Source organism: Streptomyces sp. NPDC046939 (assembly GCF_040644575.1).
Taxonomy (GTDB): Bacteria; Actinomycetota; Actinomycetes; order Streptomycetales; family Streptomycetaceae; genus Streptomyces.
On the sequence record NZ_JBEYWV010000017.1, the window covers coordinates 136244 to 160370 of the forward strand.

23 protein-coding genes are annotated in these 24127 nt (G+C 72.0%); 6 read left to right on the plus strand and 17 right to left on the minus strand.

Annotated features, from left to right (window positions below; all coding sequences use genetic code 11):
* Positions 1 to 17: 17 nt before the first annotated feature.
* From ABZ877_RS20235 to ABZ877_RS20245, 3 genes are all read left to right on the plus strand, one after another.
* Positions 18 to 1022 carry a carboxymuconolactone decarboxylase family protein gene (locus tag ABZ877_RS20235; RefSeq protein ID WP_361072897.1) on the plus strand — a complete coding sequence of 335 codons (1005 nt, stop codon included), beginning with the start codon at positions 18 to 20 and terminating at the stop codon, positions 1020 to 1022.
* A 23-nt stretch (positions 1023 to 1045) separates the two neighbouring features.
* On the plus strand, positions 1046 to 1966 hold the full coding sequence (locus ABZ877_RS20240; protein ID WP_361072900.1) for a class I SAM-dependent methyltransferase: 921 nt from the start codon (positions 1046 to 1048) through the stop codon (positions 1964 to 1966).
* Positions 1967 to 2094: 128 nt separating this feature from the next.
* The gene (locus tag ABZ877_RS20245) at positions 2095 to 2757 is read left to right on the plus strand and encodes a hypothetical protein (RefSeq protein ID WP_361072903.1); all 663 of its coding nucleotides are present in this window, start codon (positions 2095 to 2097) and stop codon (positions 2755 to 2757) included.
* Positions 2758 to 2766: 9 nt separating this feature from the next.
* On the opposite strand, the gene ABZ877_RS20250 is transcribed toward ABZ877_RS20245, so the two are convergent.
* From ABZ877_RS20250 to ABZ877_RS20300, 11 genes are all read right to left on the minus strand, one after another.
* The gene (locus tag ABZ877_RS20250; RefSeq protein WP_361072906.1) at positions 2767 to 3495 is read right to left on the minus strand and encodes an aspartate/glutamate racemase family protein; all 729 of its coding nucleotides are present in this window, start codon (positions 3493 to 3495) and stop codon (positions 2767 to 2769) included.
* A 54-nt stretch (positions 3496 to 3549) separates the two neighbouring features.
* The gene (locus ABZ877_RS20255) at positions 3550 to 5046 is read right to left on the minus strand and encodes an NCS1 family nucleobase:cation symporter-1 (protein WP_361072909.1); all 1497 of its coding nucleotides are present in this window, start codon (positions 5044 to 5046) and stop codon (positions 3550 to 3552) included.
* 187 nt (positions 5047 to 5233) lie between these two features.
* Complete coding sequence (locus ABZ877_RS20260; RefSeq protein WP_361072912.1) at positions 5234 to 6748, minus strand: NCS1 family nucleobase:cation symporter-1; 1515 nt, start codon at positions 6746 to 6748, stop codon at positions 5234 to 5236.
* A gap of 24 nt (positions 6749 to 6772) precedes the next feature.
* Positions 6773 to 7795, minus strand: coding sequence for a TIGR03842 family LLM class F420-dependent oxidoreductase (locus ABZ877_RS20265; protein WP_361072915.1), 1023 nt, complete (start codon positions 7793 to 7795; stop codon positions 6773 to 6775).
* 11 nt (positions 7796 to 7806) lie between these two features.
* Complete coding sequence (gene hydA / locus ABZ877_RS20270; RefSeq protein ID WP_361072918.1) at positions 7807 to 9207, minus strand: dihydropyrimidinase; 1401 nt, start codon at positions 9205 to 9207, stop codon at positions 7807 to 7809.
* A gap of 23 nt (positions 9208 to 9230) precedes the next feature.
* Complete coding sequence (locus ABZ877_RS20275; protein ID WP_361072921.1) at positions 9231 to 10073, minus strand: nitrilase-related carbon-nitrogen hydrolase; 843 nt, start codon at positions 10071 to 10073, stop codon at positions 9231 to 9233.
* A gap of 116 nt (positions 10074 to 10189) precedes the next feature.
* Positions 10190 to 11749 (minus strand): PucR family transcriptional regulator ligand-binding domain-containing protein, encoded by a 1560-nt coding sequence (locus ABZ877_RS20280; RefSeq protein ID WP_361072925.1) that lies wholly within the window; start codon positions 11747 to 11749, stop codon positions 10190 to 10192.
* Positions 11750 to 11871: 122 nt separating this feature from the next.
* The gene (locus ABZ877_RS20285) at positions 11872 to 13161 is read right to left on the minus strand and encodes an aspartate aminotransferase family protein (protein WP_361072928.1); all 1290 of its coding nucleotides are present in this window, start codon (positions 13159 to 13161) and stop codon (positions 11872 to 11874) included.
* 160 nt (positions 13162 to 13321) lie between these two features.
* Positions 13322 to 13573, minus strand: coding sequence for a helix-turn-helix transcriptional regulator (locus ABZ877_RS20290; protein WP_361072931.1), 252 nt, complete (start codon positions 13571 to 13573; stop codon positions 13322 to 13324).
* A gap of 66 nt (positions 13574 to 13639) precedes the next feature.
* Positions 13640 to 14305, minus strand: a complete 666-nt coding sequence (locus ABZ877_RS20295; protein WP_361072934.1) for a response regulator transcription factor — start codon at positions 14303 to 14305, stop codon at positions 13640 to 13642.
* Entirely contained in the window at positions 14302 to 15468 is a 1167-nt protein-coding gene (locus tag ABZ877_RS20300; RefSeq protein WP_361072937.1) for a sensor histidine kinase, read from the minus strand. The genes ABZ877_RS20295 and ABZ877_RS20300 overlap by 4 nt, the downstream gene beginning before the upstream one ends.
* Positions 15469 to 15569: 101 nt before the next feature.
* Between ABZ877_RS20300 and ABZ877_RS20305 the strand changes: the two genes are divergently transcribed.
* A complete protein-coding gene (locus ABZ877_RS20305; protein WP_361072940.1) occupies positions 15570 to 16511 on the plus strand; it encodes an ATP-binding cassette domain-containing protein in 942 nt (313 codons plus the stop codon).
* The gene (locus ABZ877_RS20310) at positions 16508 to 17332 is read left to right on the plus strand and encodes an ABC transporter permease (RefSeq protein ID WP_361072943.1); all 825 of its coding nucleotides are present in this window, start codon (positions 16508 to 16510) and stop codon (positions 17330 to 17332) included. The genes ABZ877_RS20305 and ABZ877_RS20310 overlap by 4 nt, the downstream gene beginning before the upstream one ends.
* Before the next feature lie 26 nt (positions 17333 to 17358).
* Here the strand turns inward: ABZ877_RS20310 and ggt are convergent, their stop codons facing one another.
* Positions 17359 to 19182: a gamma-glutamyltransferase gene (gene ggt, locus ABZ877_RS20315; RefSeq protein ID WP_361072946.1), complete on the minus strand. Its 1824-nt coding sequence runs from the start codon at positions 19180 to 19182 to the stop codon at positions 17359 to 17361.
* Between the two features lie 103 nt (positions 19183 to 19285).
* Between ggt and ABZ877_RS20320 the strand changes: the two genes are divergently transcribed.
* Complete coding sequence (locus tag ABZ877_RS20320) at positions 19286 to 20044, plus strand: hypothetical protein (protein WP_361072949.1); 759 nt, start codon at positions 19286 to 19288, stop codon at positions 20042 to 20044.
* Between the two features lie 165 nt (positions 20045 to 20209).
* Here the strand turns inward: ABZ877_RS20320 and ABZ877_RS20325 are convergent, their stop codons facing one another.
* The 5 genes from ABZ877_RS20325 to ABZ877_RS20345 all read right to left on the minus strand — a co-directional run bounded on the left by ABZ877_RS20325 (position 20210) and on the right by ABZ877_RS20345 (position 23974).
* Complete coding sequence (locus tag ABZ877_RS20325; protein ID WP_361072952.1) at positions 20210 to 21079, minus strand: amino acid ABC transporter permease; 870 nt, start codon at positions 21077 to 21079, stop codon at positions 20210 to 20212.
* A complete protein-coding gene (locus tag ABZ877_RS20330; RefSeq protein WP_361072955.1) occupies positions 21076 to 21720 on the minus strand; it encodes an amino acid ABC transporter permease in 645 nt (214 codons plus the stop codon). The genes ABZ877_RS20325 and ABZ877_RS20330 overlap by 4 nt, the downstream gene beginning before the upstream one ends.
* A gap of 11 nt (positions 21721 to 21731) precedes the next feature.
* Positions 21732 to 22643 (minus strand): glutamate ABC transporter substrate-binding protein, encoded by a 912-nt coding sequence (locus ABZ877_RS20335; protein WP_361072958.1) that lies wholly within the window; start codon positions 22641 to 22643, stop codon positions 21732 to 21734.
* A gap of 18 nt (positions 22644 to 22661) precedes the next feature.
* Complete coding sequence (locus ABZ877_RS20340) at positions 22662 to 23405, minus strand: amino acid ABC transporter ATP-binding protein (protein WP_361072961.1); 744 nt, start codon at positions 23403 to 23405, stop codon at positions 22662 to 22664.
* Positions 23406 to 23536: 131 nt separating this feature from the next.
* Entirely contained in the window at positions 23537 to 23974 is a 438-nt protein-coding gene (locus ABZ877_RS20345) for a DUF6278 family protein (protein WP_361072964.1), read from the minus strand.
* Positions 23975 to 24127 lie beyond the last annotated feature (153 nt).

Here is a 24127-nt window from a genome sequence, read left to right on the forward strand (position 1 = left end):
CGGCAGGAGGAGCCCGTATGCCCGGCCCGTACCGCTACACCGTGCCACCGTCGCCCAGGTCCGCCACCGGCACCGCGGCCGCCGTCTGGGCGCAGACGGCGACCGACTTCGGCATCGCGCGCCCCTCGACGCTCGTCGTCCTCTCCTCGGCGCCCGAACTCCTCGCGCCCGCCTGGGCGTTGCTGCGCGAGTCCCTCATCGCGGGCAGCGGTTCGCGGACCGACCGCGAGCTGGTCGCGGCCGGGGCCTCCCTCGCCAACCGCTGCCCGTTCTGCGTCGACGCGCACGCCGTGCTGCTGCACGCCACCGGCGACCGCGCGCTCGGCGAGGCGGTGGCCCGTGACCGCGTGCCGCCGGACGCCCGCGCGGCCCGGCTCCTCGCCTGGGGCCGCGCCACGCGCGTGCCGGGGTCCCCGGAGCTGACGCCGCCGCCGTTCGCCCGCGCCGACCTCGCCTCGCACGTCGGCACCGCGCTGACCTTCCACTTCATCAACCGGATCGTCTCCGCGCTGTGCACCGAGAACCTGCTGCCCGGCAACGCCCAGCGCCTCGGGCCGGTCCGCGCGCTCGCGGGCCGGAACATGGCGCGCGTGGTCCGCGCCGACCACGCCCCGGGCGCCTCCCTCGCCCTGCTCGACTCGCCGGGCCCCGGACCGGCCTGGGCGGCGGGCACCTCCGTCGGGCCCGCCTACGACGCCCTGCGCACGGCGGCCACGGCGGGCGCGGCCCTCCTCGACGACGCCGACCTCGGTCTCGTCCAGGACACCGTCGCGCGCTGGGACGGCTCGCACCCGGCGCCCGCCTGGCCGGGCCTCCCCGACCGCGCCGAACGCCCCGGGGCCCGGCTCGCGCTGCTCGCCGCGCTGGCGCCGTACCGGATCACCGACGCGGACGTGGCGGCGTGGCGCGTACGGCCGTACACCGACCACTGCCTGGTGCGCCTGATCGCCTACGGGGCGTTCGCCGCCGTGGACCGGATCGAGTCCGCCCTGCCCGTGACCCACCTCCTGGAGACCCGATGACTCCGACGAACCCGACAAGTGCAATGACCCCGACGAGTGCGATGACCTCGATGGCGCCGACGAACCCGGTCAGCCAGACGCCGGGCGCCGTCGCCAATCTCCGCCAGGAACTCGCCTGGAACGGCCCCCTCGGCCACCACTGGGCCGCCCACCACCGCCGCTTCGACGCGATGCTCGGTGACGCCGACGCGGCCCTGTTCGAGGCCGCCGCGATCGCGCCGGGCGACCGCGTCCTGGACATCGGCTGCGGCGCGGGCGCCACCACCCGCACGGCGGCCCTGCTCGCGGCGCCCGGGCACGCCGTGGGCGTCGACCTGTCGGTGCCGCTGATCACGCGCGCCCGCGCGCGTACCGCCGAGGACGGTGTGCACGGGGCGACGTACGAGGTCGGTGACGTGCAGACGCACCCCTTCGCGCCGGGCACCTACGACCTCGCGCTCAGCCGGGGCGGCGTCATGTTCTTCGAGGACCCCGTGGCGGCGTTCGCGAACGTGGCGCGGGCCCTGCGCGAGGGCGGCCGGCTCGCCTTCGTCTGCCCGCGCCGGACGGGGCGGGAGACGGAGGAGGGCGCGGTGCTCGCCCGGTTCGCACGGCGCCTCGCGGAAGGCACCCGGGACGCGGCGCCGGTCGAGCCCGACCCGGACGCGCGCGCGGCGGGCGCCGCGATGGCGTCGCTGTCCGAGCCGTACCGGATCCACGCCGCGCTGCACCGCACGTTCCGCCGGATCGCCGTGAGCCCGGTGGACGTGCGGACCCGCTGGGGCGACTCGCCCGCCGACGCCGTCGACTTCCTCCTGTCCCGCACCCCCGGCCGGAGCGTGTCCGCCCGGACGCGCGCCGCCCTGGAGAACACGCTCCGGCCGTACGCGACCGCGGGCGGCGTGCGGCTGCGCGCGGCGGTCTGGGTGGTCACGGCGCTGCGCCGGGACGACGTGGGCGCGTGAGCCCGCCGCGGGCTCCGGCGCGCGGTGCCGCTGTGTGATGCGGGGGTGACGGAAGTGGCGGTGTCGTTCGCACAGCAACTCGTGTGAAACTGGCCTCCCCCACTCCCCTGACGCAAGGGACGTACGCCGTGCGTTCTCTCCCACTGCCGGTCATGCTGACCGCCCGGCTGCTGCCGGTCGCCCTGCTCGCCTGCGTGGGCTGGGCCTGGTCCACGGGCCCGATGTCCGACTCCGCCGACAAGAAGCACAAGGACGCCTCGCCGGAGCCGACGGCGTCCGCGTCGCCCGGCCCGAGCGCCAGCGTCGCGGCCAGGACGTACGCGAAGCCGCCCGCGCCCTGCGGGGCCGTGACGGCGGCGACGGTCAAGGCGCTCGTGCCGGGCGCCGGGACGGCGGGCAAGGAGCTGGCGGCGACCGACGAGTCGGTGCGCCGCGGCTGCTCCTGGAGCGCGCTCAAGGGCTACGACTACCACTGGCTCGACGTCTCCTTCGAGGTGAAGGACTCCGACGCGCTGGCGAAGCAGGCGTACGCCGCCGGGGACAAGGGGGACGGCACGCCGCAGGAGATCGGCGACGGGGCGCGGCTGACGTCGGCGCTCACCACCAAGGACAAGCAGAAGACCCGCGAGGCCATCGTCACGGTCCGCGCCGCGAACGCGCTGGTGACGGTCACCTACAACGGCAGCGACTTCGAGACCAAGGGCGCGCCGTCCGCCGACACGGTGGACAAGGGTGCGCTGCGGGCGGCCCGCGACGCCGTCGCCGCGCTCCGGGCGACGACGGGTGTTTGACGACAGGCCCTAGGCGCTGATGAACGGCGGCCAGTTGCGGATCTTCTTCTCGCGGGGCCGCGCGTACGTCCGCACCTTGGAAGTGGTGAGCCCGAGCCGGACGAGCGACTCGGCGACGGTGACGGCGGCGGCGACCCCGTCGACGACCGGGACGCCGGTGCGCTCCTTGACCCGCTCGGTCAGCTCGGCCATGCCGCCGCAGCCGAGGCAGATCACCTCGGCGCGGTCGAGCTCCACGGCGCGGGCGGCCTCCTCCACGATGGCCTCGACGGCGGCGTCCGGGTCGCGTTCGAGGTCGAGCACGGCCATGCCGCTGGCCCGCACCGAGGCGCACCGGTCGGTGAGCCCGGCGAGCCTCAGCCGGTCCTCGATGAGCGGGACGGCCCGGTCCAGGGTGGTGACGACGGAGTAGCGGTGGCCGAGGTACTGGGCGGTGGAGGCGGCGGCCTCGGTGATGTCGACGACCGGTACGTCGAGGAGTTCCTGGAGCCCTTCGCGGCCGTGCTCGCCGTATCCGGCCTGGATGACGGCGTCGAACGGCTCCGGGTAGGCGCGCACCGTCTCCATCACGGCGATGGCGGCGAGGTAGCTCTCGTAGTTGCCCTCGACGGACTCGGCGCCGAACGCCGGGGTCAGCGCCACGATCTCGGTGCCGGGCGCGGCGACGGACCGGGCCTGGGCGGCGATGGCGTCGGTCATCGTCCCGGTGGTGTTGACGTTGCAGACGAGTATGCGCATGGCGGTGCTTCCTGTGCTGTGGGGGTGGGTCAGCTGCCGCTGGCGGGGCGGGGGTTACGCGGCGTCGACCGCGAGCGCCTCGCCGTCCACGTCCTGCGGGGTGCGGCTGCGGTCGGCGAGGACCACGTAGAGCAGGGCGGCGAGTCCGGCGCCGATGAACCAGGAGAAGCCGGAGACCGACGCGAAGGCGGGGACGAGCGCGACGACGACGGCCACGGCGGCGGCCGGCGCGAAGGCGCCGACGGCGCGCAGATGGAGGCCGGAGCGGTAGTGGTAGTCGCCGTCGGCGGCGTCGGTGTAGAGGGCGGGGACGTTGACGCGGGTGCGGCGCACCAGCCAGTAGTCGGCCATGACGACGCCGAAGGCGGGGCCGAGGAGGGCGCCGAGGCCGCCGAGGAAGTAGTTGACGACGGTCGGGCTGTTGTAGAGGTTCCAGGGCAGGATGACGAGGCCGATGACGGCGCTGACCAGGCCGGCCTTGCGGAAGTCGAGCCTGCGCGGGAAGAGGTTGACCAGCGCGTAGATCGGGGCGACGAAGTTCGCGAGGAGGTTCACCGCGATGGTCAGGGTGATGAAGGCGAGCGAGGCGAGCACCATCAGGGTCGTGCTGGGGATGGTGGCGACGATGTCCTCGGGCCCGGTGACGACCTGCCCGTCGAGCTTGAACTGGCCGCCGGAGAGCACGACCACGATCCCGGCGAAGAAGAGCATGTTGAGCGGGATGCCGACGAGGTTGCCGACGACGATGGCGCGGCGGCTCTTGGCGGAGCGCGTGAAGTCGCAGAAGTTCAGGACGAACGTGCCGTAGATGACGACCCAGAGCGCGGCGCTCTCGAGGATCTGCCGCCAGGCGTCGAGGCCGGTCGGGGCGTGGCCCGTGGAGACCGCGACCGACAGGTCCGTCCTGGTCAGGATCCAGACCGCGAGGCCGCACATCGTGATGAGGATGGCGGGCGCGGCGAACGCCATGTACTTGCGGATCAGCTCCATGCCGTAGCTGACGATCACGACCTGGACCGCCCACAGGGCGACGAAGGTGATCCAGCCGAGCGTGGACAGGCCCAGGACCGAGTTGTGGTCGAGCGACGCGGCGCCGGGCGTGAGCTTCTTGATCACCGCGCGGAGCACCGAGGCGGCCAGATAGGTCTGGATGCCGAACCAGGCGATGGCGACGGCGCCGCGCACCGCCGCCGGGAGCTGCGCGCCCTTGGTGCCGAAGGAGATCCGGCTCATCACCGGGAACGGGACGCCCGTCTTGTGGCCCATGTACCCCGACAGTGTGAGCAGTCCGAACAGCAGGGCCGAGGCGATGGCGAAGGCGATGAGGATCTGCCAGACGCTCATGCCGAGGGCGAAGAGGCCCATGGCGAAGGCGTAGTTGCCGAGGCTGTGCACGTCGTTGCCCCACAGCGTGAACACGTTGTACGCGCCCCAGCGGCGGCCCTCCCTGCGGGTGGGCGCGAGGTCGGGGCTGTACAGGCCGGGACTGGTCCCGTCCGGTCCTGCGGCTGTGGCTGTGGCTGTGGAGGTCTGTTCGTGCACGGCGACCATGACGCGCTCCTCTGTCTGAATGCGCCCGGTTCGTCCGGCGATGCGGACATGGGGGCACACGCCTCCGTGAGAGCGACAGGGCGCCCCGACGGCTTTGGTATACCAATACGGCGTGCGAAAGGCATCCGTCAATGGAACGCGTCAGGGGAATCCGGCTTTCAACTACCGCGAGCGCGCGGCGGAACCGTCAGCGCGTCCCGCGATCCCGCCCGGCCGCCATGAGCGCCAGGTACACGCACAGTGACGCGGCGAGTCCCACGGCCCACCCGTAGTCGGCCAGCGGCTTCAGGAAGGGGATCAGCCCGGACTCGGGGAAGGGGCCCGCCTTGTTCCCGTCCGCGTCCACCGTGGAGTACGATCCGCCGACCGCGAGCACCCCGCCGACGGCGAAGGCGGTGACGGCCCGCGGGTTCCAGCCGCCGGAGTACCAGTAACGGCCCCCGGCCACGTACAGGTCCGCCAGGTGCAGCACGGTCCGCCGGACGATCCAGTAGTCGGCGATGAGGATGCCCGCGACCGTGCCGAGCAGCCCGCCGACCACGCCGAGCCAGGTGAAGATGTACAGCTCGGGCGTCGAGGTCAGCTTCCACGGCATGACCAGGACGCCCACGACGCCGGTGATGATCGCGCCGGTGCGGAAGGTGATGAACTTCGGCGCCAGGTTGGCGAGGTCGTACGCCGGGGAGACGACGTTGGCGGCGATGTTGACGGAGATCGTCGCCACGAACACCGTGACCAGGGCGAAGAGGAGCCCGAAGACGTTGTCCGTCTTGCCGGCCAGCTCGACCGGGTCCCAGATCGCGACGCCGTACACCTTCTCCGAACCGGCCGTCACGAGGACCGACATCAGCGCGAACAGGGTCATGGTGGTGGGCAGTCCGAGCGCCTGTCCGACCACCTGCGCCTTCTGCCCCTGGCCGAACCGCGTGAAGTCCGGGATGTTCAGCGACAGCGTCGACCAGAAGCCGATCATGCCCATCAGGCCGGGGAAGAAGACCTTCCAGAAGTCCGGGCCCCAGCCGACCTTCGACGGCTCGTGCAGCAGCGGGCCGAAGCCGCCCGCCTTGTTCGCGATCCAGATCAGCAGCACGAGCGCGCCGACGAGCACGAAGGGCGCCGCCCAGTTCTCGAACCGCCGCAGCGTGTCCATCCCCCGGTAGATAATGGCGAGTTCGAGCACCCAGAAGACGACGAAGCAGAGCCACAGCGTCCACGGGTAGCCGCCGATCCTCGCCGCGTCGGCCCAGCCGCCGAAGATCTTGCCCAGGAGGACGAAGATGCCCTGGCCGCCGATCCACGTCTGGATGCCGAACCAGCAGCAGGCCACCGCCGCGCGCACCATCGCGGGCAGGTTCGCGCCGCGTATCCCGAACGAGGCGCGGGCCAGGACCGGGAACGGTATGCCGTACTTCGGCCCGGCATGCCCGGTGAGCAGCATCGGGAGGAGCACGATGACGTTGGCCAGGGCGATGGTGAGCACCGCCTGCTTCCAGTCCATGCCGAGCGCGACCAGGCCCGAGGCGAGCGTCCAGGACGGGATGCAGTGGGCCATGCCGATCCACAGGGCCACGAAGTTGTACGTGGTCCAGCGGCGCTCGGCGATCGGTACGGGGCGCAGATCCTCGTTGGCGTAGCGGCTGTCGGCCGGGAAGGCGTCGGCCCCCAGGTCGGCCGCGCGGACGGGCGGGGCGGTGTCGGTCATGGGCAGTCCGTTCTGTCCAACGGTTCACACGTCGAGCACCGGGATCACGTCCCGGCCGTACCGGTCGATCACCGCCTCCTTCGCGTCGTGCATGGCGTACAGGGCGAACTGGTCGACGCCCAACTCCCGCAGCGCGCGCAGCTTTTCGAGGTGTGCCGAGGCCGGGCCGATCAGGCAGAAGCGGTCCACGATCTCGTCCGGCACGAACGCCGTGTCGGGGTTGCCGGAGCGGCCGTGGTGGGCGTAGTCGTAGCCCTCGCGGGCCTTGATGTACTCGGTCAGCTCGTCGGGGACCATGCCGGAGTGCGCCCCGTACTTGGCGACGAGGTCGGCGACGTGGTTGCCGACCATCCCGCCGAACCAGCGGCACTGCTCACGCGCGTGGGCGAGGGCGTCCGGGGAGTCGTCGTCGGTGACGTACGCGGGCGCGGCGACGCAGATCTTCACGTCCGCCGGGTCCCGGCCCGCCGCGACGGCCGCGTCCCGCACCGCCTTCACCATCCACTCCGTCAGGAACGGGTCGGCGAGCTGGAGGATGAAGCCGTCGGCCTCCTCGCCGGTCATCTTCAGCGCCTTGGGCCCGTACGCGGCCATCCACACGGGGAGTTCGGCGCCCTCGCGCACCCAGGGGAAGCGGACGACCGCGCCGCCGCCGAGGTCCGCCTCCTCGCCCCGGCCGAGCGCGCGGATCACCTTCATCGCGCCGCTGATCCGGGCGAGGGTGTTCGGGGTGCGGCCCGCGACGCGCATGGCGGAGTCGCCGCGGCCGATGCCGCAGACGGTGCGGTTGCCGTACATGTCGTTGAGCGTGGCGAAGGTCGAGGCGGTCACCTCCCAGGTGCGGGTCCCCGGGTTGGTCACCATCGGGCCGACCATCAGCCGCTCCGTCTCGGCGAGGATGCGGCTGTAGATGACGAACGGCTCCTGCCAGAGCACGCACGAGTCGAAGGTCCACCCGTAGCGGAACCCGACCCCCTCCGCGCGCTTCATCAGGTCCACGACCGCCGACGCGGGCGGGTCGGTCTGCAGGACGAGTCCGAAGTCCATGGTGCCCCCTCTCAGTACTGACACGTCGAGCGCGGCGTGTAGGCCCCGTGCCCGGCGCGTCCGGTGAACTCCCGCTCGCTGATGACGAGTTCGCCGCGCGAGAGCACCGTCTCGACCCGGCCGGTGAGCCGCTTGCCCTCGTACGCCGAGTAGTCGACGTTCATGTGGTGCGTGGCGGCGCTGATCGTCTGCTCGGCGTGCGGGTCGTAGACGACGAGGTCCGCGTCCGCGCCCGGCGCGATGGTGCCCTTCTTCGGGTACAGGCCGAACATCCGGGCCGGTGCCGCGCAGGCGATCTCGATCCAGCGGCGGCGCGTGATGTGGCCCTCGACGACCGCCTGGTGCAGGAGGTCCATGCGGTTCTCGACGCCGGGCATCCCGTTGGGGATCTTCGAGAAGTCGCCGCGCCCCAGCTCCTTCTGGCCGGTGAAGCAGAAGGGGCAGTGATCGGTGGAGACGACCTGGAGGTCGTTGGTGCGCAGGCCGCGCCAGAGCGCCGCCTGGTGCTCCTTGGGCCTGAGCGGGGTCGAGCACACGTACTTGGCGCCCTCGAAGTCCGGCTCGGCGAGGTTGTCGGTGGACAGGAACAGGTACTGCGGGCAGGTCTCGCCGTAGACGGGCAGGCCCTCGTCGCGGGCACGCGCCAGCTCGGCGACCGCCTCCTGCGCGGAGACGTGCACGACGTACAGCGGCGCGCCCGCCACCTGCGCCAGCTTGATCGCGCGGTGCGTGGCCTCCGCTTCGAGCAGCGCCTTCCTGACCTCGCCGTGGTGGCGGGGGTCGGTCTCGCCGCGCGCGAGGGCCTGCTGCACGAGGACGTCGATCGCGATGCCGTTCTCGGCGTGCATCATGATCAGGCCGCCGTTCTCGGCGGCGCGCTGCATGGCGCGCAGGATCTGTCCGTCGTCGGAGTAGAAGACGCCCGGATAGGCCATGAACTGCTTGAAGGAGGTCACGCCCTCCTCCACGAGGAGGTCCATCTCCTTGAGCGTCTCGTCGTGCACGTCGGAGACGATCATGTGGAAGCCGTAGTCGATCGCGCACTGCCCGTCGGCCTTGGCGTGCCAGGCGTCGAGGCCCTCGCGCAGCGAGCGGCCCACCGACTGGATGGCGAAGTCCACGATGGTCGTGGTGCCGCCCCAGGCCGCCGCCCGGGTGCCCGTCTCGAAGGTGTCGGCGGCGAAGGTGCCGCCGAACGGCATCTCCATGTGCGTGTGCCCGTCGACGCCGCCCGGGATGACGTACTTGTGGCGCGCGTCGACGACCCGCGCGTCCGTCCAGGACGCGGCGGTGTCGCTGCCGGTGGCCGCGAGGGCCGCGACGCGCCCGTCCTCGATCAGGACGTCGGCGTGCATCTCGTCGGCGGCGGTGACGACCAGTCCCCCGCGGACGACGGTACGGACGGCGCTCATGCTCTCCTCCAGGGACGGCGGGGCTACGGGCGGGTCAGCGGCTCGTACGCCTGCGGGGCGCGGTCGCGGTAGAACTGCCAGCGGTCGCGGACCTCGCGCAGCTTGGCGAGGTCGAGGTCGCGGACGACGAGTTCGGGCGCCTTGTCGTCGGCGACCTCGCCCACGAACTGGCCCTCGGGGTCGGCGAAGTAGGAGGTGCCGTAGAAGTCGTTGTCCCCGTACTCCTCCACCCCTACGCGGTTGATGGCGCCGACGAAGTACTCGTTGGCGACGGCGGCGGCCGGCTGCTCCAGCTGCCACAGGTAGCGGGAGAGGCCCCGGCTGGTCGCGGAGGGGTTGAAGACGATCTGCGCGCCTTCGAGGCCGAGCGCGCGCCAGCCCTCGGGAAAGTGCCGGTCGTAGCAGATGTAGACGCCGATCTTGCCGACGGCCGTGTCGAAGACGGGCCAGCCGGAGTTCCCGGGCCGGAAGTAGAACTTCTCCCAGAACCCCTTCACCTGCGGGATGTGGGTCTTGCGGTACTTGCCGAGGTAGGAGCCGTCGGCGTCGATCACGGCGGCCGTGTTGTAGAGGACGCCGGGCTGCTCCTCCTCGTACATCGGCAGGACGAGGACGATGTGGTGCTCGCGGGCGAGGTCCTGGAAGCGGCGCACGATCGGGCCGTCCGGGATCGCCTCCGCGTACGCGTAGAACTCCGGGTCCTGCACCTGGCAGAAGTACGGGCCGTAGAACAGCTCCTGGAAGCAGAGGACTTGGGCGCCCTGCGCGGCGGCGTCGCGCACGGCCTGCTCATGCGCCTCGATCATCGATTCCTTGTCGCCGGTCCAGGCGGTCTGGAAGATCGCGGCACGGATCACGGGGCTCATCGGAACCTCCTGCGGGGGGATGCGGTGCTGTCGGCGTGCTGACGACGATAGGAACGCGGGCCGTGGCCGCCGAGTCGCACCGTGTCACGTCGTCGGGCGCGCGGCGTTGCACGGTGTCACGTTCCGCGCTGGGCGTCGTGCGCGAGGAGGGCGATGTGGACGGAGGCCGCCTGTTCGAAGTCGTCGAGGTCCATGCCGAGGAGCGCCTCGATGGTCTCCAGGCGGCGGTAGAGGGCGGGGCGGCTCATGTGGTGGAGATGGGCCGTGCGGGACTTGTTGCGGCCCGTGGCGAGGTAGGTGCGCAGGACCGGGAGCAGGGCTTCCGTGTCCTCCGCCCGCAGCAGGCCGTCCAGTTCCCGCTCGGCGAACGACTGCACACGCGGGTCGTCGCGCAGCAGCCGGACCAGCCCGCGCAGGCGTACGTCGCCGAGCCGCACGACGGCGGGCAGGCCGGGCGGCGCTCCCGCGACGGCCTCGGCGACGTGCAGCGCCTCGCGCAGTCCGGCGGGCACGTCCTCCCAGCCGGGGCGGGCGGGTCCGGCGGCGACGACCGCGTCCCCCTCCCCCGTCTCGGCGCGCAGACGGGACGCGAAGCGGTCGGTGAGGGCGTCGGCGGCCTGGTCGCGGGCGAGGCTGAGCAGGACGGCGACCGCGCCCTCGGCCACTTCCGCGACGAGCCCGGGAAGGCCCAGCACCCGCAGTACGCGGTCGAGTTGGGCGGGCTCTGCGGCGCGGACCACGAGCGGGACGAAGGTACGGCGGTTGACCGGGAGGCCCGCCGCCCGGGCGCGGGGCAACAGCTGGCGGGCCGGGACGACGCCGGAGAGCAGGTCGGCGAGGAGGCAGCGCGCGGACTGCTCCTCCCAGCTCGGCGCCGAGCCGGACAACATGCGATGCAGGACCAGCGCCTCGGCGGCGCGGTCCGCGAGCAGACGGCCCGAGGCGTTGTCGCCCCGGTAGCCGCACAGGACGACGGAGCCCCAGCGTTCGCCCCGGCCGCCGAGGTCGGCGCGGAGCCAGCCCTCGCCGTCGATCTCGCCGGGCTGGCGGGCGATGCGGTCCCAGTCGCGCAGGACGTCGTCGACGGCGGGGCGCTCCCCGGCGGTGGCCAGGACGCGATGGGCCAGGTTGGTGACGACCACCGGGCAGGCGCTGTGGGCGGCGATCTCGTCCAGCAGACTTTGCAGCGGCGCTCCCGCGGTGATCAGGCCGGTCAGCGCGGTGCGGATGCCCTCGGAGAGGCTGACGGCGGCGTACTTGCGGCGGACCAGTCTCGACTGGACCTCTTCCGTCAACTCCGCGAAGGGGAACGGGCGGTGCAGGACCACCATGGGGAGGCCGTGGCGCTCCGCCTCTCGGCGCATGTCCTCCGGCGGTGCGGGGAAGGCGCGGCCGAGGCCCAGGACCAGGGCGGCGGCCTCCGCCCTGTGCAGGGACCGGATGTACTCGGTCTGGCTGCGGACGTCGCCCGCGAGCAGGACGCCCGTCGTCAGGATCATCTCGCCGCCGGTGAGCATGACGCCCACGTCTGCCGCCTCCGCTACGTGGACCCAGCGGACGGGGCGGTCGAGGTGGTTCGCTGCTGCGACCACCTCCGGGTCTCCGGCCGCGATTCTGTCCAGGGCGAGGATTTGGCGGATGGAGAGGGAGTGGTCGAAGGGGGTTGTGATGGTCATGGGGCGTCCTCTCCTGGACGGAAACGCGCCATAGATCGTTTGTTGTCCACCGCCGACTGCGGGTGCGTCGTGGCTGGTCGCGCAGTTCCCCGCGCCCCTGGCGGGGCGCACCTGATTGCCGACTAGGAGAACTCTCGCAGTGCCGCGTCCAGGATGGACGCGCCCTCTTCCGCCTCCGACACCGTCAGGGACAGTGGTGGTGCGATGCGCAGGACGCTGGTGTCGTGGGCGCCGCCCTTGCCGATCAGGAGGCCGTTCTCGCGGCAGGACTCCAGGACCGCCGTGGCAGCGCCGGGGGCCGCCTCGCCCGTGTCGGGGTGGGCCAGTTCGATGCCGATCATGAGGCCACGGCCGCGTACCTCCCGTACGCCGGGGGCGTGCGCCGCGATGGCGCGGAGGCGTTCGATGAGGAGGCCGCCGACGCGGCGCGCGTTGCCCTGGAGGTCGTGTTCGAGGAGGTAGGAGAGGTTGGCGAGGCCCGCGGCCATGGTGACCGGGGAGCCGCCGAAGGTGGAGAGGGAGTTGGCGTCGAGGCAGTTCATGACGTCGGCGCGGGCGACGACCCCGCCGATCGACATGCCGTTGCCGATGCCCTTGGCGAAGGTCAGGATGTCCGGCGGCCCCGATCGGGCGTGGGCCTGCCAGCCCCAGAAGTGGTCGCCGGTGCGGCCCCAGCCGGTCTGCACCTCGTCGGAGATCCAGAGGATGCCGTGGTCGCGGAGCACGTCGCGGAAGCGGGCGTAGAGGCCGTCCGGGGGCGAGGTGAAGCCGCCGACGCCCTGGACCGGCTCCGCGATGAGCGCCGCGACGTCGCCGCGCGTCTGTCCGAGCATGTCGCGCAGGTCGGCGACGCAGGCGTCGGTGAACTCGGCATCGGACAGGTGGGCGTACGGGCCGCGGCTCCGGATGCCTCCGTGCACGTACAGCGTCTGGAGCGGGGAGAGGCTGGTCGGTGACCAGCCGCGGTTGCCGGTGATACCGACCGCCGAGAAGGAGCGGCCGTGGTAGCTGTTGCGCATCGCCAGGATCTGGTTCGAGCGGCGGTAGGAGGTGGCGAGAAGCAGTGCCGCGTCGTTGGCCTCGGTGCCGGAGGTGGTGAAGAAGACGCGGGCGTCGGGGATGCCGGACAACTGGGCGACGCGCTCGGCGAGTTCGACCATCGTGCGGTTGAGGTAGAGCGTCGAGGAGTGGACGAGCCGTGCGGCCTGCTCGCTGACCGCCTTGGTGACCTCGGGCAGCGCGTGCGCCGTCATCGTGGTGAGGATGCCGCCGAAGAAGTCGAGGTACTTGTTGCCGGCCGCGTCCCAGACGTGCCGGCCCTCGCCGTGGGTCAGTTCGATGGGGTTCGCGTAGTAGAGCGCCAGCCAGTCCGGCAGGGCGGCGCGGTGGCGGGCGTGCAGATCGGGTGTCATGGGCCGCTCCTTTGCCTGCTCCTCTACGCCCGTAGACGGGTCGTAGAGGCACGAACGTAAGCCCGTGCGGCAGGCTTGCCAAGACCATCGTCGGCAACCCGCTCGAACGATCTTGATTGACACCCTTGCGGGTGATCTCCGGCCCGTACCGAAAGACGCGTCAGACGGGCACCGGGCTGCAGTGCGCCAGCAGTTCGTCCATGGACAGGCCCAGTTCGCGGGCGATGGCGGCGACGGTGAAGAACGCCGGGGTCGGCGCCCGCCCCGTCTCGATCTTGCGCAGCGTCTCCACCGAGACGCCCGCCGCCGCGGCGACCTCGGTCATGCTGCGCCCGAGCCGTGCCTCGCGCAGCAGGCGGCCGAGGCGCTCGCCGCGCTCTCGCTCTTCCGGGGTCAAAGGGGTGCGGACCATGGGACCAGGGTACCTGAACCCCTATTCCTATACCGGATAAGAATACCGGTGACCTCCTGTCCCGGCTCAGCGCTCCGGGGTCACCAGGCCCGCCTCGTAGGCCGTGATGACCAGGTGCACGCGGTCCCGCGCGTCCAGCTTGGTGAGCAGGCGGGCCACGTGGGACTTGACCGTGGGCACGCTGATGACCAGGTCCTCGGCGATCTCCTGGTTCGAGCGGCCGAGGCCGATCAGGGTGAGGACCTCGCGTTCGCGCGGGGTGACGCCCTCGACGGTGCGTGCCGCGCGGGCCGTCGTCGCCCGCTCGGGCCGCCCCACGAAGTCGGCGATGAGGCGGCGGGTGATCCCCGGCGCGATGAGCGCGTCACCGGCGGCGACGACGCGGATCGCGGTGAGGATCTCCTCCAGTGACATGTCCTTGACGACGAAGCCGCCCGCGCCGGCGCGCAGCGCCCCGTACACGTACGCGTCCTCGTCGAAGGTGGTGAGGACGAGGACGCGGCTGCCGGTGTCCGCCGCCATGATCCGCCGGGTCGCCTCGATGCCGTCGGTGCCGGGCATCCGGACGTCCATGACGACGACATCGGGCCGCAACCGCGCGGCCTGCTCGACGGCCTCGGCGCCGTCGCCCGCCTCGCCGGCCACCTCCAGGTCGTCCGTGTCGCCGATCAGGACCCTGAGCCCGGAGCGGACCAGCGGCTGGTCGTCGACGAGCAGCACCCGTACGGTCATCGGGCCGCCTCCGGCAGCGGTATCCGCGCCGCCACGCGGAAGCCGCCGTCCGGTCCGGGTCCCGCGCTGAACTCGCCGTGCAGCAGGCTCACCCGCTCCGCCATCCCCGTGATCCCCATGCCGGGCACGGTAGCCGACGGGGCGGGGCCCGTCCCGGCGTCGACGATCTCCAGGCGCAGGGCGTCGTCGGCGTGGGTGACGCGGACGCGGCAGGTGTCGGTGTGGGCGTGCCGGACCACGTTGGCCAGCGACTCCCGCACGATGCGGTACGCCGCCAGGTCGACATCCGGCGGGAGCGCGCGGGGTGCTCCGGTCACGGTCAGCTCGACGCGTACGCCCGTGTCCCTGGTCGTCGTCTCCGTGAGCCTGCCGAGGTCGGCCAGGCCGGTGCTCGGCGCGAGCGGCGCCGTCTCCCCAGGCTCGGCCCTGCGCAGGGCGACCAGGGTGCGGCGCAGGCCCCTGAGCGTCTCGCGGCTGGTCGTCTCGATGGCGCGCAGCGCGTCGCGGGCCTCCTTCGGGCGGGTCTCGATGACGCGGCTCGCGACGCCCGACTGGATCGCGATGACGCCGATGCTGTGCGAGACGAGGTCGTGCAACTCCCTGGCGATGCGCAGCCGTTCGGCGGTCACGGCCTCGGCGACGGCCTGCTCGCGCAGGGCGGCGGCGTACCGGCGCCGCTCCCCCAGGAGCAGCCCGACCATGCAGGCGACGAGCAGCGCGAGCAGGGCGACGACCCCGAACGCGATCAGGTTCGGCGGCTGGACGAAGAAGAGGACGGCGGCGGCCTGCGCGAGGAAGGCGAGGACGACGCCGGTGATCCACTGCGCGGGCGACCGGGTCGCGACCAGGCGGGCGAGCACCACGTCGGCGGAGACGAACGCCACCACCGTCGTCTGCCGCGAACCGTCCCAGGGCCCGTACGAGGGCGACAGCGCGACCGCGAACAGGGTGCCGAGCAGCACCACGACGAGCGCGAGCAGCGGCGCCCGCACGGCCACCCCGGCGAGGAGCACCGCCGACAGCGCCACCCCGGCGGCGCGCACCGACGGCAGCACCTCGGACGAGCCGAACAGGCACAGGGCCCCGGCGAGGGGGTACAGGGCGAGGCCGCACCAGGCGAGGACCGACCGTCGCGTCGACGAGCTCGCGTTTCCACCGTTCACACCGGTGAGCGTACGAGGGCGGGCGCGCGGCGGCATCGGCCCGGGGGATGCATCCCGTGGCCCGATGTGCGGGCGCGGCGGCGCGCGGCACGGTGGCTCGCGTGATCGAAGTCAGCGAACTCACGAAACGGTACGGCCGCAGGACGGCCGTCGACCGCCTGTCCTTCACCGTGCGGCCCGGTGTCGTCACCGGGTTCCTCGGGCCGAACGGGGCGGGCAAGTCCACCACCCTGCGGGTGGTCCTCGGCCTGGACGCGCCGGACGCGGGCGGCACGGCCGTCGGCGGGGTGCCCTTCGCCGCGCACCCGCGCGGGCTGCGGCACGCGGGCGCCCTCCTCGACGCGCAGCAGGTGCACGGCGGACGTACGGCGAGAGCCCATCTGGCGGCGCTCGCCCGCTCCAACGGGCTGCCCGCGCGGCGGGTCGCCGACGTCCTCGCCGAGGTCGGGCTCGCCGAGGCCGCCGGGCGGCGCATCGGCGGCTTCTCGCTCGGCATGAAGCAGCGGCTCGGGGTCGCGGCGGCGCTGCTCGGGGACCCGCCGGTGCTGCTGTTCGACGAGCCGTTCAACGGGATGGACCCGGAGGGCGTGCTGTGGCTGCGGCGGCTGTTCCGGCGGCTCGCGGGCGAGGGGCGCACGGTGTTCCTGTCGAGCCATCTGATGTCGGAGATGGAGTCCACGGCTGACGAGCTGGTCGTCATCGGGCGGGGCCGGCTCGTCGCGGCCGAGCCGCTGCGGGTGTTCGCAGCGCGGGCGGCGCGGCTCAGTGTGGTGGTGGGGACTCCGCGCGCGGCGGAGTTCGCCGGGCTCCTCGCGGCGGCGGGCGCGCAGACCGTGCCGGAGGACGGCCCTGAGCGTGGGGAGCGGCTCGTGGTGACCGGGCTGTCCGCCGAGCGGATCGGCGCCCTCGCGCTGGAGCACCGCTTCCCACTGCGCGAACTGACCACCAGGACGGCCTCCCTGGAGGAAGCGTTCATGGAGCTGACCGCCGACCGGGTCGAGTACCCGGCCCGCGACACGTCCTCGACAGGAGCCGCCCGATGACCACCGTCGCCACCGCCGCCGTCCCCCGCGCCCGCTTCACCGATCTGCTCGCCGCCGAGTGGATCAAGATCCAGTCGCTGCGCTCCACGCCGTGGATCCTCGGGGCCGTCACGCTGACCGTGCTCGTCACCGCCGCGCTCGCCGCCTGGAGCGACTACCAGGACATCCCTCGGCTCGACGCCGACGCCCGCCGCGAGCACGTCTTCTCGCTGGGCGACGCGTTCCCCGCCGAGGGCTACCTCGTGCTGATGCTGGCGGCGGGCAGCGTCGGCGCGATCGTCGTCGTCAGCGAGTACGGCAGCGGCCTGATCCGGACCACGACCGCCGCCGTGCCCGCTCGCCGGTCACTGATGCTCGCCAAGGCCGCCGTGACCGCCCTGCTGTGGACCGGGGTCGGACTGCTCTGCGCGCTCGGCTCGTTCGCCGTGTCGCAAGCGATCCTGAGCGGCCGGGGCGCCGCCGTGTCCCTCACCGATCCGGGCGCGCTGCGCGCCCTCGCCGCGTCGGCGCTCCTCGCCCCGGTCAGCGCGCTGACCGGGTTCGGGCTCGGCGTGCTGATCCGGCACGGCGCGACGACCATGGTGGCCTCCGCGTTCGTGCTGCTGATGCTGCCGATGTTCTTCGGCTCGCGCGAGCCGTGGGTGGAGCGGGCGCGGAACATGATGGTGCAGAGCGCCTGGCAGCGCCTCGTGACCTTGTACGGATGGGGTCCGGACGCGTACGGCGGCGCGACGGTCGCCGGGTCCTGGACGGTGTTCGCCGTCTGGCCACTGGCGGCCGTCGCGCTCGCTCTGATCGTGGTGCGCCGCAGGGACGTATGACTTGCCCCCGTGGCGTGGCGGGCGGGTTACTTCCCGGGCGTCACCACCATCGCCGACCCGCCCCCGCGCCGTACGGGCTCGGCGGCGGCCAGCCACTTGCCGTGCGGCAGCCGCTGCACACCCGTCGCCGCGCCGATCTCCGGGTTCAGCTTGAAGGAGTGCCCGATGGCCTCCAGCTTCGCCCGGAGCGGGCTGTCGTACAGGCCGGGTTCGAGCTCGGTCTGCGCGGCGTTGCGCTGGCTGGCGCGGGGCGCGGCGATGGCGTCGACGAGCGGCAGGCCCCGGTCGAGGAAGCCGGTCAGGGTCTGCAGCACGGTCGTGATGATGGTGGCGCCGCCGGGCGAACCGACCGCGACGACGGGCTTGCCGGCCTTGTCGAGCACGATGGTCGGCGAGATGGACGAGCGCGGCCGCTTGCCCGGGCCCGGCAGGTTCGGGTCGTGCACGCCGGGGGTGGCGGGGGCGAAGGAGAAGTCGGTCAGCTCGTTGTTGAGCAGGAAGCCGCGGCCGGGCACGGTGATGCCGCTGCCGCCGGTCTGCTCGATGGTGAGGGTGTAGGCGACGACGTTGCCCCACTTGTCGGCGGTGGTGAGGTGCGTGGTGTTCTCGCCCTCGTACGTCGTCGGGGCCGCCTTGTCCCCCGCCTTGCCGCACGTGCCCGGATGCCTTGGGTCGCCGGGCGCGACCGGGCTGGTCAGCACCGCGTCGTCCGAGATCAGGCACTCCCGCGAGTCCGCGAACCGCTGGGACAGGAGCTGCCTGGTCGGCACGTCCTCGAAGGCGGGGTCACCGACCCAGCGGCCCCGGTCGGCGAACGCGATGCGGCTCGCCTCGATGTACCGGTGCAGATAGCGCACGTCGGACGCCTTGGACAGGTTCGTCCGCTCCAGGATGTTGAGCGCCTCGCCGACGGTCGTGCCGCCGGACGAGGACGGCGCCATCGAGTAGACGCCGAGGCCCCGGTACGAGGTCTTCGACGGGGCCTGGTGCTTGGCGCGGTAGGCCCGCAGGTCCTTGGCCGACAGCTTGCCCGGCCGCGCGTGGTAGCCGGACGCCGGGTCGACGGGCGGCTTGTCGGCGGTGCGCACGATGTCGGCGCCGATGTCGCCCCGGTACACCGTGTCCACGCCCTCGCGGCCCAGCTCACGGTAGGTGCGCGCCAGGTCGGGGTTCTTCAGCGTCGAGCCGACCTCCGGCAGCTTCCCGCCGGGCAGGAACAGCTTCACCGTGTCGGGGAAGTTGCGGAAGCGGGCCTCGTTCGCGGCGGTCTGCGAGCGGAACGTCGCGTCGACCGTGAACCCGTCGCGCGCCAGCTTCTCGGCGGGCTTCAGCACCGTGTCGAGCCGCTTGCTGCCCCACGCGTCCAGCGCGGACTGCCAGGTCGCCGGGGTGCCGGGCGTGCCGACGCTCAGGCCGCTGGTGACCGCGTCGGCGAAGGGGATCGGCTTGCCGTTCTCCAGGAACAGGTCCGGGCCCGCCGACAGCGGCGCCGTCTCGCGGCCGTCGATCGTGTGCACCTGGCGCGTCTTGGCGTCGTAGTAGACGAAGTAGCCGCCCCCTCCGACGCCCGAGGAGTACGGCTCGGTCACGCCGAGCGCGGCGGCGGTGGCGACGGCGGCGTCCACCGCGTTGCCCCCCTTGCGCAGCACCTCGATGCCCGCCGCCGAGGCGTCCGCGTCGACACTCGCCACGGCGCCGCCGTACCCGACGGCCACCGGTACCTTCCGCGGAGCCTCGTGGGAGCCGCCGGGACTGCCCGGGGCGGCCGAGGGGGGCGCCGCCGCGCCGACCGCCACCATGGTCGCCGCAACGGCGCAGAAGGTGAGTTTCCGCCCAATCGAACGTCGCATCAGTACCTCCGGTCAACAGCCGTCCGCGCAGCGTAACTTGCCTTCGCACAGCCGTCAGGACCCCCTCGAACACCGGTGTGTCCGCCCGCTAGAGTGCGCGCCCATGACTGAAGACGTGCGCCATGTCGTCATCGGCCTGATCGCGGCGGGCGTCGGCGCCGCCCTCGGCTGGCTCGCCCGCAGCTACCTGTGGAAGCGCCGGCTCCGTCGGAAACAGGCCTTCTTCGGGCTGCCGGAGAACTCCGAGTCGCTGCTCGTGGTGAGCCGGGACGCGGGCGGCCCCGACCTGATGGTGCGGCGCCACGACGTCTTCGCGCTCCTCGAACTGTCGGCGCTCGTCAAGGACTGCGGCGCGCACGCCCAGGTCGTCGCGCACGACACGGCCCAGCAGGGCTTCGGGGAGCGTACGGAGTTCTGTGTCGGCGGGCCGGTGGCGAACCGCCGGATGGCCGCGCACATGGTCAGCCTGCTGCCGGGCGTCCGGGTCAACAACGATCCCGAGGCGGGCCCCGACCGCGGCGCCTTCCAGATCGGCTCCGAGCGCTACCGCCTGGAGCCGGGGATGACGGAGTACGTGGTCCTCGCCCGGCTGACGGCGGGCCAGGGCGAGGGGGCGCGGCCGGTGTTCCTCTTCTGCGGCCAGATGCCGGTCACCAACCAGGCCGCCACCCGGTATCTCGCCCGGCACCACGAGCGCCTCGCGCGCAAGCACGGCGGCACCTCGTTCGTCCTGCTCCTGAAGGTCGTCAACTCGGGGGCGTACGGGCCCGACGTGGTCGAACTGGTGGGCGATGTCACGCGGGCCGCGCAGACACCGCTGCCGAACCCGTCCGGCCCGCGGAACTCGCACCGCGCCCCATAGACCCCTTTGAGACCAAGGGGAGCGGTGCCCCTGCCGCGTACGAAGGCGACAAGGGCCCGCTCGGCCTCGGCAAGCAGGCGCGTCCCGTCCCGCGCGCAGCTGACCTTCTCCGCACGGAATGCGAAGTGATCTCCGGCTGCCGGGCGAGGACTGCCCATGCTCCGGCTACTGCACCCCTGGCAGCAGCGTCCCTGGTTCGGCCGGGGCGATGTCCGCGGCCTCGGTCTTGGGATTGCGCCGCTGCCGCTTGGACACCCACTGGGCGAACCACGACAGCAGCATGCACATCCCGATGTAGATCGGCGAGATCACCATCACCACAGGGATGAAGGGCAAATCGTAGTCGAGGTTCGAAGCGATCAGCTTCCCGGCATGGAGAAACTCCTCATACGTGATCAGATAACCGAGCGAGGTGTCCTTCAGGGCCACCACCAACTGGCTGATGATGGCGGGCAGCATGGCCCGTACGGCCTGCGGTACGAGGGCATGGGTCATGACCTGCGTCTTGCGCATGCCGAGCGCGTACGCCGCCTCGCGCTGCCCGCGCTCGACGGAGTTGACGCCGGAGCGGAAGACCTCGGCGAGGACGGAGCCGTTGTAGAGCGTCAGACCGGCGACGAGCGCGAAGAGCGGCTCCCTCTTCAGGGCCACGTAGATGAAGAAGATCATCACGAGGACCGGCATCGCGCGGAAGAACTCGACGAAGAGCGTCGCCAGCCAGCGCACCGGCCGGTGTTCGGACAGACGCCCCACGGCGAGGAGCGTGCCGAGCGCCAGGGAGAGGACGGCGGCGAGGGCGAACGCCTTCAGCGTGTTGCCGAGGCCGCGCAGCAGCAGCTCCTGGATGCCTTTGTACTCGAAGGGCATCCACTTGGTGTGCGTGAACTGCTCGGTGTCGACCAGGAGGTAGAGGAGCCAGCCGACCAGCGCGAGCACGACGAGCGTGGAGAGGACGCCGTAGAGGCGGTGGCGGCGCTCGGTCCTCGGGCCCGGGATGTCGTAGAGGGCGGTGGAGCTGTGGTCGAGTGCCTTCATCGGGCGATCCCCCAGCGCTTCTCGAGGACGTTGAACAAGGCGCTGATGGCGAGCGTGATGATGAGGTAGCCGAGCGCGATCCAGACGAACGTCCAGATGATGTCGTAGCCGAGTTCGCTGAGCGTCTTGTACGTGCCGAGCAGTTCGACGACGCTGAACGCGCCCGCGATCGCCGAGTTCTTGGCGAGCGCGATGAGCGTGGAGCCGACGGGCGGGATCACCGACCGGAACGCCTGCGGCAGGATCACATGGGTCAGCGTCTGGCCGAAGGTCATGCCGAGGCTGCGCGCCGCCTCGCCCTGCCCCTTCGGCACGGTGTTGATACCGGAGCGCACCGCCTCGCAGATGAACGCGGAGGTGTAGCAGCCGAGCGCGAGCACCGCGAAGACGGTGAAGGGCAGCACGAGCCCGAACCGCGGAAGCCCGAGCAGCACGGCGAAGAACAGCAGCGTCAGCGGCGTGTTGCGCAGGACGGTGACCCAGGCGGTGCCGAGCGCGCGGAAGGAGCCGACGGGCGCGACGCGGAAGGACGCCATGAGGAAGCCGAGCAGCAGGGCGAGGACCGAGGCGTAGACGGTCAGCTCGACCGTGCCGAGGAAGCCCTTCCAGTACGTCGAGAAGTTGTCGGTCAGGACATTCAAGGGGACGCTCCTCAGCTCGCCGGATAGCGGTCGATGGCGGGCGGCTTCGGGGCGGGCGCGCCGGACAGGCCGAGCGTGGCCTCGAAGGCGCGCTTCCAGTCGCCGTTCCTCTGCCGGGCCGCGAGGGCGTCGTCCATGGCGAGGCGCAGGGCGTTGTCGCCCCTCGGGACGCCGATGCCGTACGGCTCCTTCGAGAACGGCTTGCCGGCGAGCTTCAGCTCGTCGGGCGCCTTGGCGGCGAAGCCGAGCAGGATCGCGTCGTCGGTGGTGACGGCGTCGACCTGATAGGTCAGCAGGTTGTCGACGCAGATCGAGTACGTGTCGTAGGCGACGAGGTCGGCCTTGGGGTGGTCGGCCTTGATGCGCTGGTACGGGGTCGAGCCCGCGGCCGAGCAGACGCGCTTGCCGTCGAGGTCGTCGGCGCCCTCGATGCCGTCCTCGTCGGTGCGGACGAGGAGCGACTGGCCCGCCATGTAGTAGGGCCCGGCGAAGCCGACGAGCTTCTTGCGGTTGTCGTTGATGGTGTAGGTGCCGACGTAGTAGTCGATCTGGCCGTTCTGCAGGGCCGTCTCGCGGTTGGCGGAGGCGATCGTCTTGAACGTGGTCTTCTTCGGGTCCAGGCCGAGCGAGGCCGAGACCATTCTGGCGATCTCGATGTCGAAGCCGGAGTAGACGCCGTTGGCCGGGTTCTTCTCGCCGAGGTAGGGCTGGTCCTCCTTGGCGCCGACGACGAAGTGTCCGCGTCGTTTCGCGGCCCGCCACGTCCGGGAGTCCGGCAGGGAGAACCCGCGCGCGACGGTGTACTCGGGGAGTTCGTCCCCCGACGGGCCCTTGACGGGCGGGCTGCCCTCCTTGCCGCAGGCGGTGGCGGCGACGGCCGTCAGCGCCAGGGCGGCGAGGAGCAGTGGCGACTTGCGCATCATGCGTGCTGCACTCCCCCGTCAGTGCTTGAGGATCTTGGAGAGGAAGTCCCGGGCGCGCTCGGTCTCGGGCCGGGCGAAGAACTCCTCCGGGGCGCGGTCCTCGACGATCCTGCCGTCCGCCATGAAGACGACCCGGTCGGCGGCGGTGCGGGCGAAGCCCATCTCGTGGGTGACGACGACCATCGTCATGCCCTCGCGCGCCAGTTGCCGCATGACCTCCAGGACCTCGTTGATCATCTCGGGGTCGAGGGCCGAGGTCGGCTCGTCGAAGAGGAGCGCCTTCGGGTCCATGGCCAGGGCGCGGGCGATGGCCACGCGCTGCTGCTGGCCGCCGGAGAGCTGGGCGGGCAACTTGTCGGCGTGCGCGGCGAGGCCGACCCGGTCGAGGAGTTCCCGGGAGCGCCTGTCGGCCTCGTCCCGCTTGCGCTTCCTGACCTTCACCTGGGCGAGGGAGACGTTCTGCAGGACCGTCTTGTGCGCGAAGAGGTTGAAGGACTGGAAGACCATGCCGACCTCGGCCCGCAGCCGGGCGAGCGCCTTGCCCTCCTCGGGCAGCGGCTGCCCGTCGAGCCGGATGGAGCCGGACTGGATCGTCTCCAGGCGGTTGATCGTCCGGCAGAGCGTCGACTTCCCCGACCCCGACGGGCCGATGACCACCACCACCTCCCCCTTGCCGACGGTGAGGTCGATGTCCTGGAGGACATGCAGCTCCCCGTAGTACTTGTTCACGTCACGCAGCTCGATCAACGGATCGACGGCCATGGCAGTACCTGCCCACTCTCGGCTTGTCGGTCCGCGCAAACTATCCACGCCGATATGGGACTTAACGGACGACACGCGCGCAGGGGAATTAACCGTATTTGCGGCTCAACTGCGTTCGCCCACGGGTCCCGCTACGACTCGGCGGCCTCCGCGTAGAACTGCGACAACTCGGGGGCACCGCTCGACGCCCAGGCGTGCCCGGCCTCCACCACGTCGATCTCCCGGCCCGACGCGAGGCGCACCACCGGCTGTCCGTCGGGCCAGATCACCCACCGCGCGCCGGGCACCCGGCGCACCAGTACCGTGCCGAGATAGAGCCCCGCGTCGTTGCCGAGCCAGTGCAGCGCCTCCTCGTCCTCCCGCCAGCGCGGCACGAGTTGGTCGAGCGCCGCCAAGGACTGCACGGAGTCATCGAGTTCGACCCCGGACTGCTCCGCCTGCGCGCGCAACAGTTCGCACTCGGCGAGGAGTTCGGCGACACCGGCGGCGTCGGTCCCGTCCGGTGCGGAGACGGCCACGGCCGTCGCACCGTACCTCTTGCGCCATTGCGCCACGAAAGGGATCTTCATACCGACAGCCTCGCATCCGGCCCCGCCCTCGCACCACAGGCGCGCTGGCCTACGTTCGCGGTGAGTTCACGCCGCTTTCGGCCGCACCTCATTGACCCGTCGTCACCGTCTCCTTACGTTCAGTGCGCACCGTTCACGCCAGCCGCACCACGA

Coding starts and splice junctions, on each gene's coding strand:
- ABZ877_RS20325 (WP_361072952.1), bottom strand. CDS start 21,079: ATGAAGGCACTCGACCACAGCTCCACCGCCCTCTACGACATCCCGGGC.
- ABZ877_RS20310 (WP_361072943.1), top strand. CDS start 16,508: ATGACCACCGTCGCCACCGCCGCCGTCCCCCGCGCCCGCTTCACCGAT.
- hydA (WP_361072918.1), bottom strand. CDS start 9,207: ATGAGCGCCGTCCGTACCGTCGTCCGCGGGGGACTGGTCGTCACCGCC.
- ABZ877_RS20295 (WP_361072934.1), bottom strand. CDS start 14,305: ATGACCGTACGGGTGCTGCTCGTCGACGACCAGCCGCTGGTCCGCTCC.
- ABZ877_RS20335 (WP_361072958.1), bottom strand. CDS start 22,643: ATGATGCGCAAGTCGCCACTGCTCCTCGCCGCCCTGGCGCTGACGGCC.
- ABZ877_RS20240 (WP_361072900.1), top strand. CDS start 1,046: ATGACCCCGACGAGTGCGATGACCTCGATGGCGCCGACGAACCCGGTC.
- ABZ877_RS20275 (WP_361072921.1), bottom strand. CDS start 10,073: ATGAGCCCCGTGATCCGTGCCGCGATCTTCCAGACCGCCTGGACCGGC.
- ABZ877_RS20290 (WP_361072931.1), bottom strand. CDS start 13,573: ATGGTCCGCACCCCTTTGACCCCGGAAGAGCGAGAGCGCGGCGAGCGC.
- ABZ877_RS20320 (WP_361072949.1), top strand. CDS start 19,286: ATGACTGAAGACGTGCGCCATGTCGTCATCGGCCTGATCGCGGCGGGC.
- ABZ877_RS20250 (WP_361072906.1), bottom strand. CDS start 3,495: ATGCGCATACTCGTCTGCAACGTCAACACCACCGGGACGATGACCGAC.
- ABZ877_RS20265 (WP_361072915.1), bottom strand. CDS start 7,795: ATGGACTTCGGACTCGTCCTGCAGACCGACCCGCCCGCGTCGGCGGTC.
- ggt (WP_361072946.1), bottom strand. CDS start 19,182: ATGCGACGTTCGATTGGGCGGAAACTCACCTTCTGCGCCGTTGCGGCG.
- ABZ877_RS20280 (WP_361072925.1), bottom strand. CDS start 11,749: ATGACCATCACAACCCCCTTCGACCACTCCCTCTCCATCCGCCAAATC.
- ABZ877_RS20285 (WP_361072928.1), bottom strand. CDS start 13,161: ATGACACCCGATCTGCACGCCCGCCACCGCGCCGCCCTGCCGGACTGG.
- ABZ877_RS20235 (WP_361072897.1), top strand. CDS start 18: ATGCCCGGCCCGTACCGCTACACCGTGCCACCGTCGCCCAGGTCCGCC.
- ABZ877_RS20260 (WP_361072912.1), bottom strand. CDS start 6,748: ATGACCGACACCGCCCCGCCCGTCCGCGCGGCCGACCTGGGGGCCGAC.
- ABZ877_RS20345 (WP_361072964.1), bottom strand. CDS start 23,974: ATGAAGATCCCTTTCGTGGCGCAATGGCGCAAGAGGTACGGTGCGACG.
- ABZ877_RS20255 (WP_361072909.1), bottom strand. CDS start 5,046: ATGGTCGCCGTGCACGAACAGACCTCCACAGCCACAGCCACAGCCGCA.
- ABZ877_RS20340 (WP_361072961.1), bottom strand. CDS start 23,405: ATGGCCGTCGATCCGTTGATCGAGCTGCGTGACGTGAACAAGTACTAC.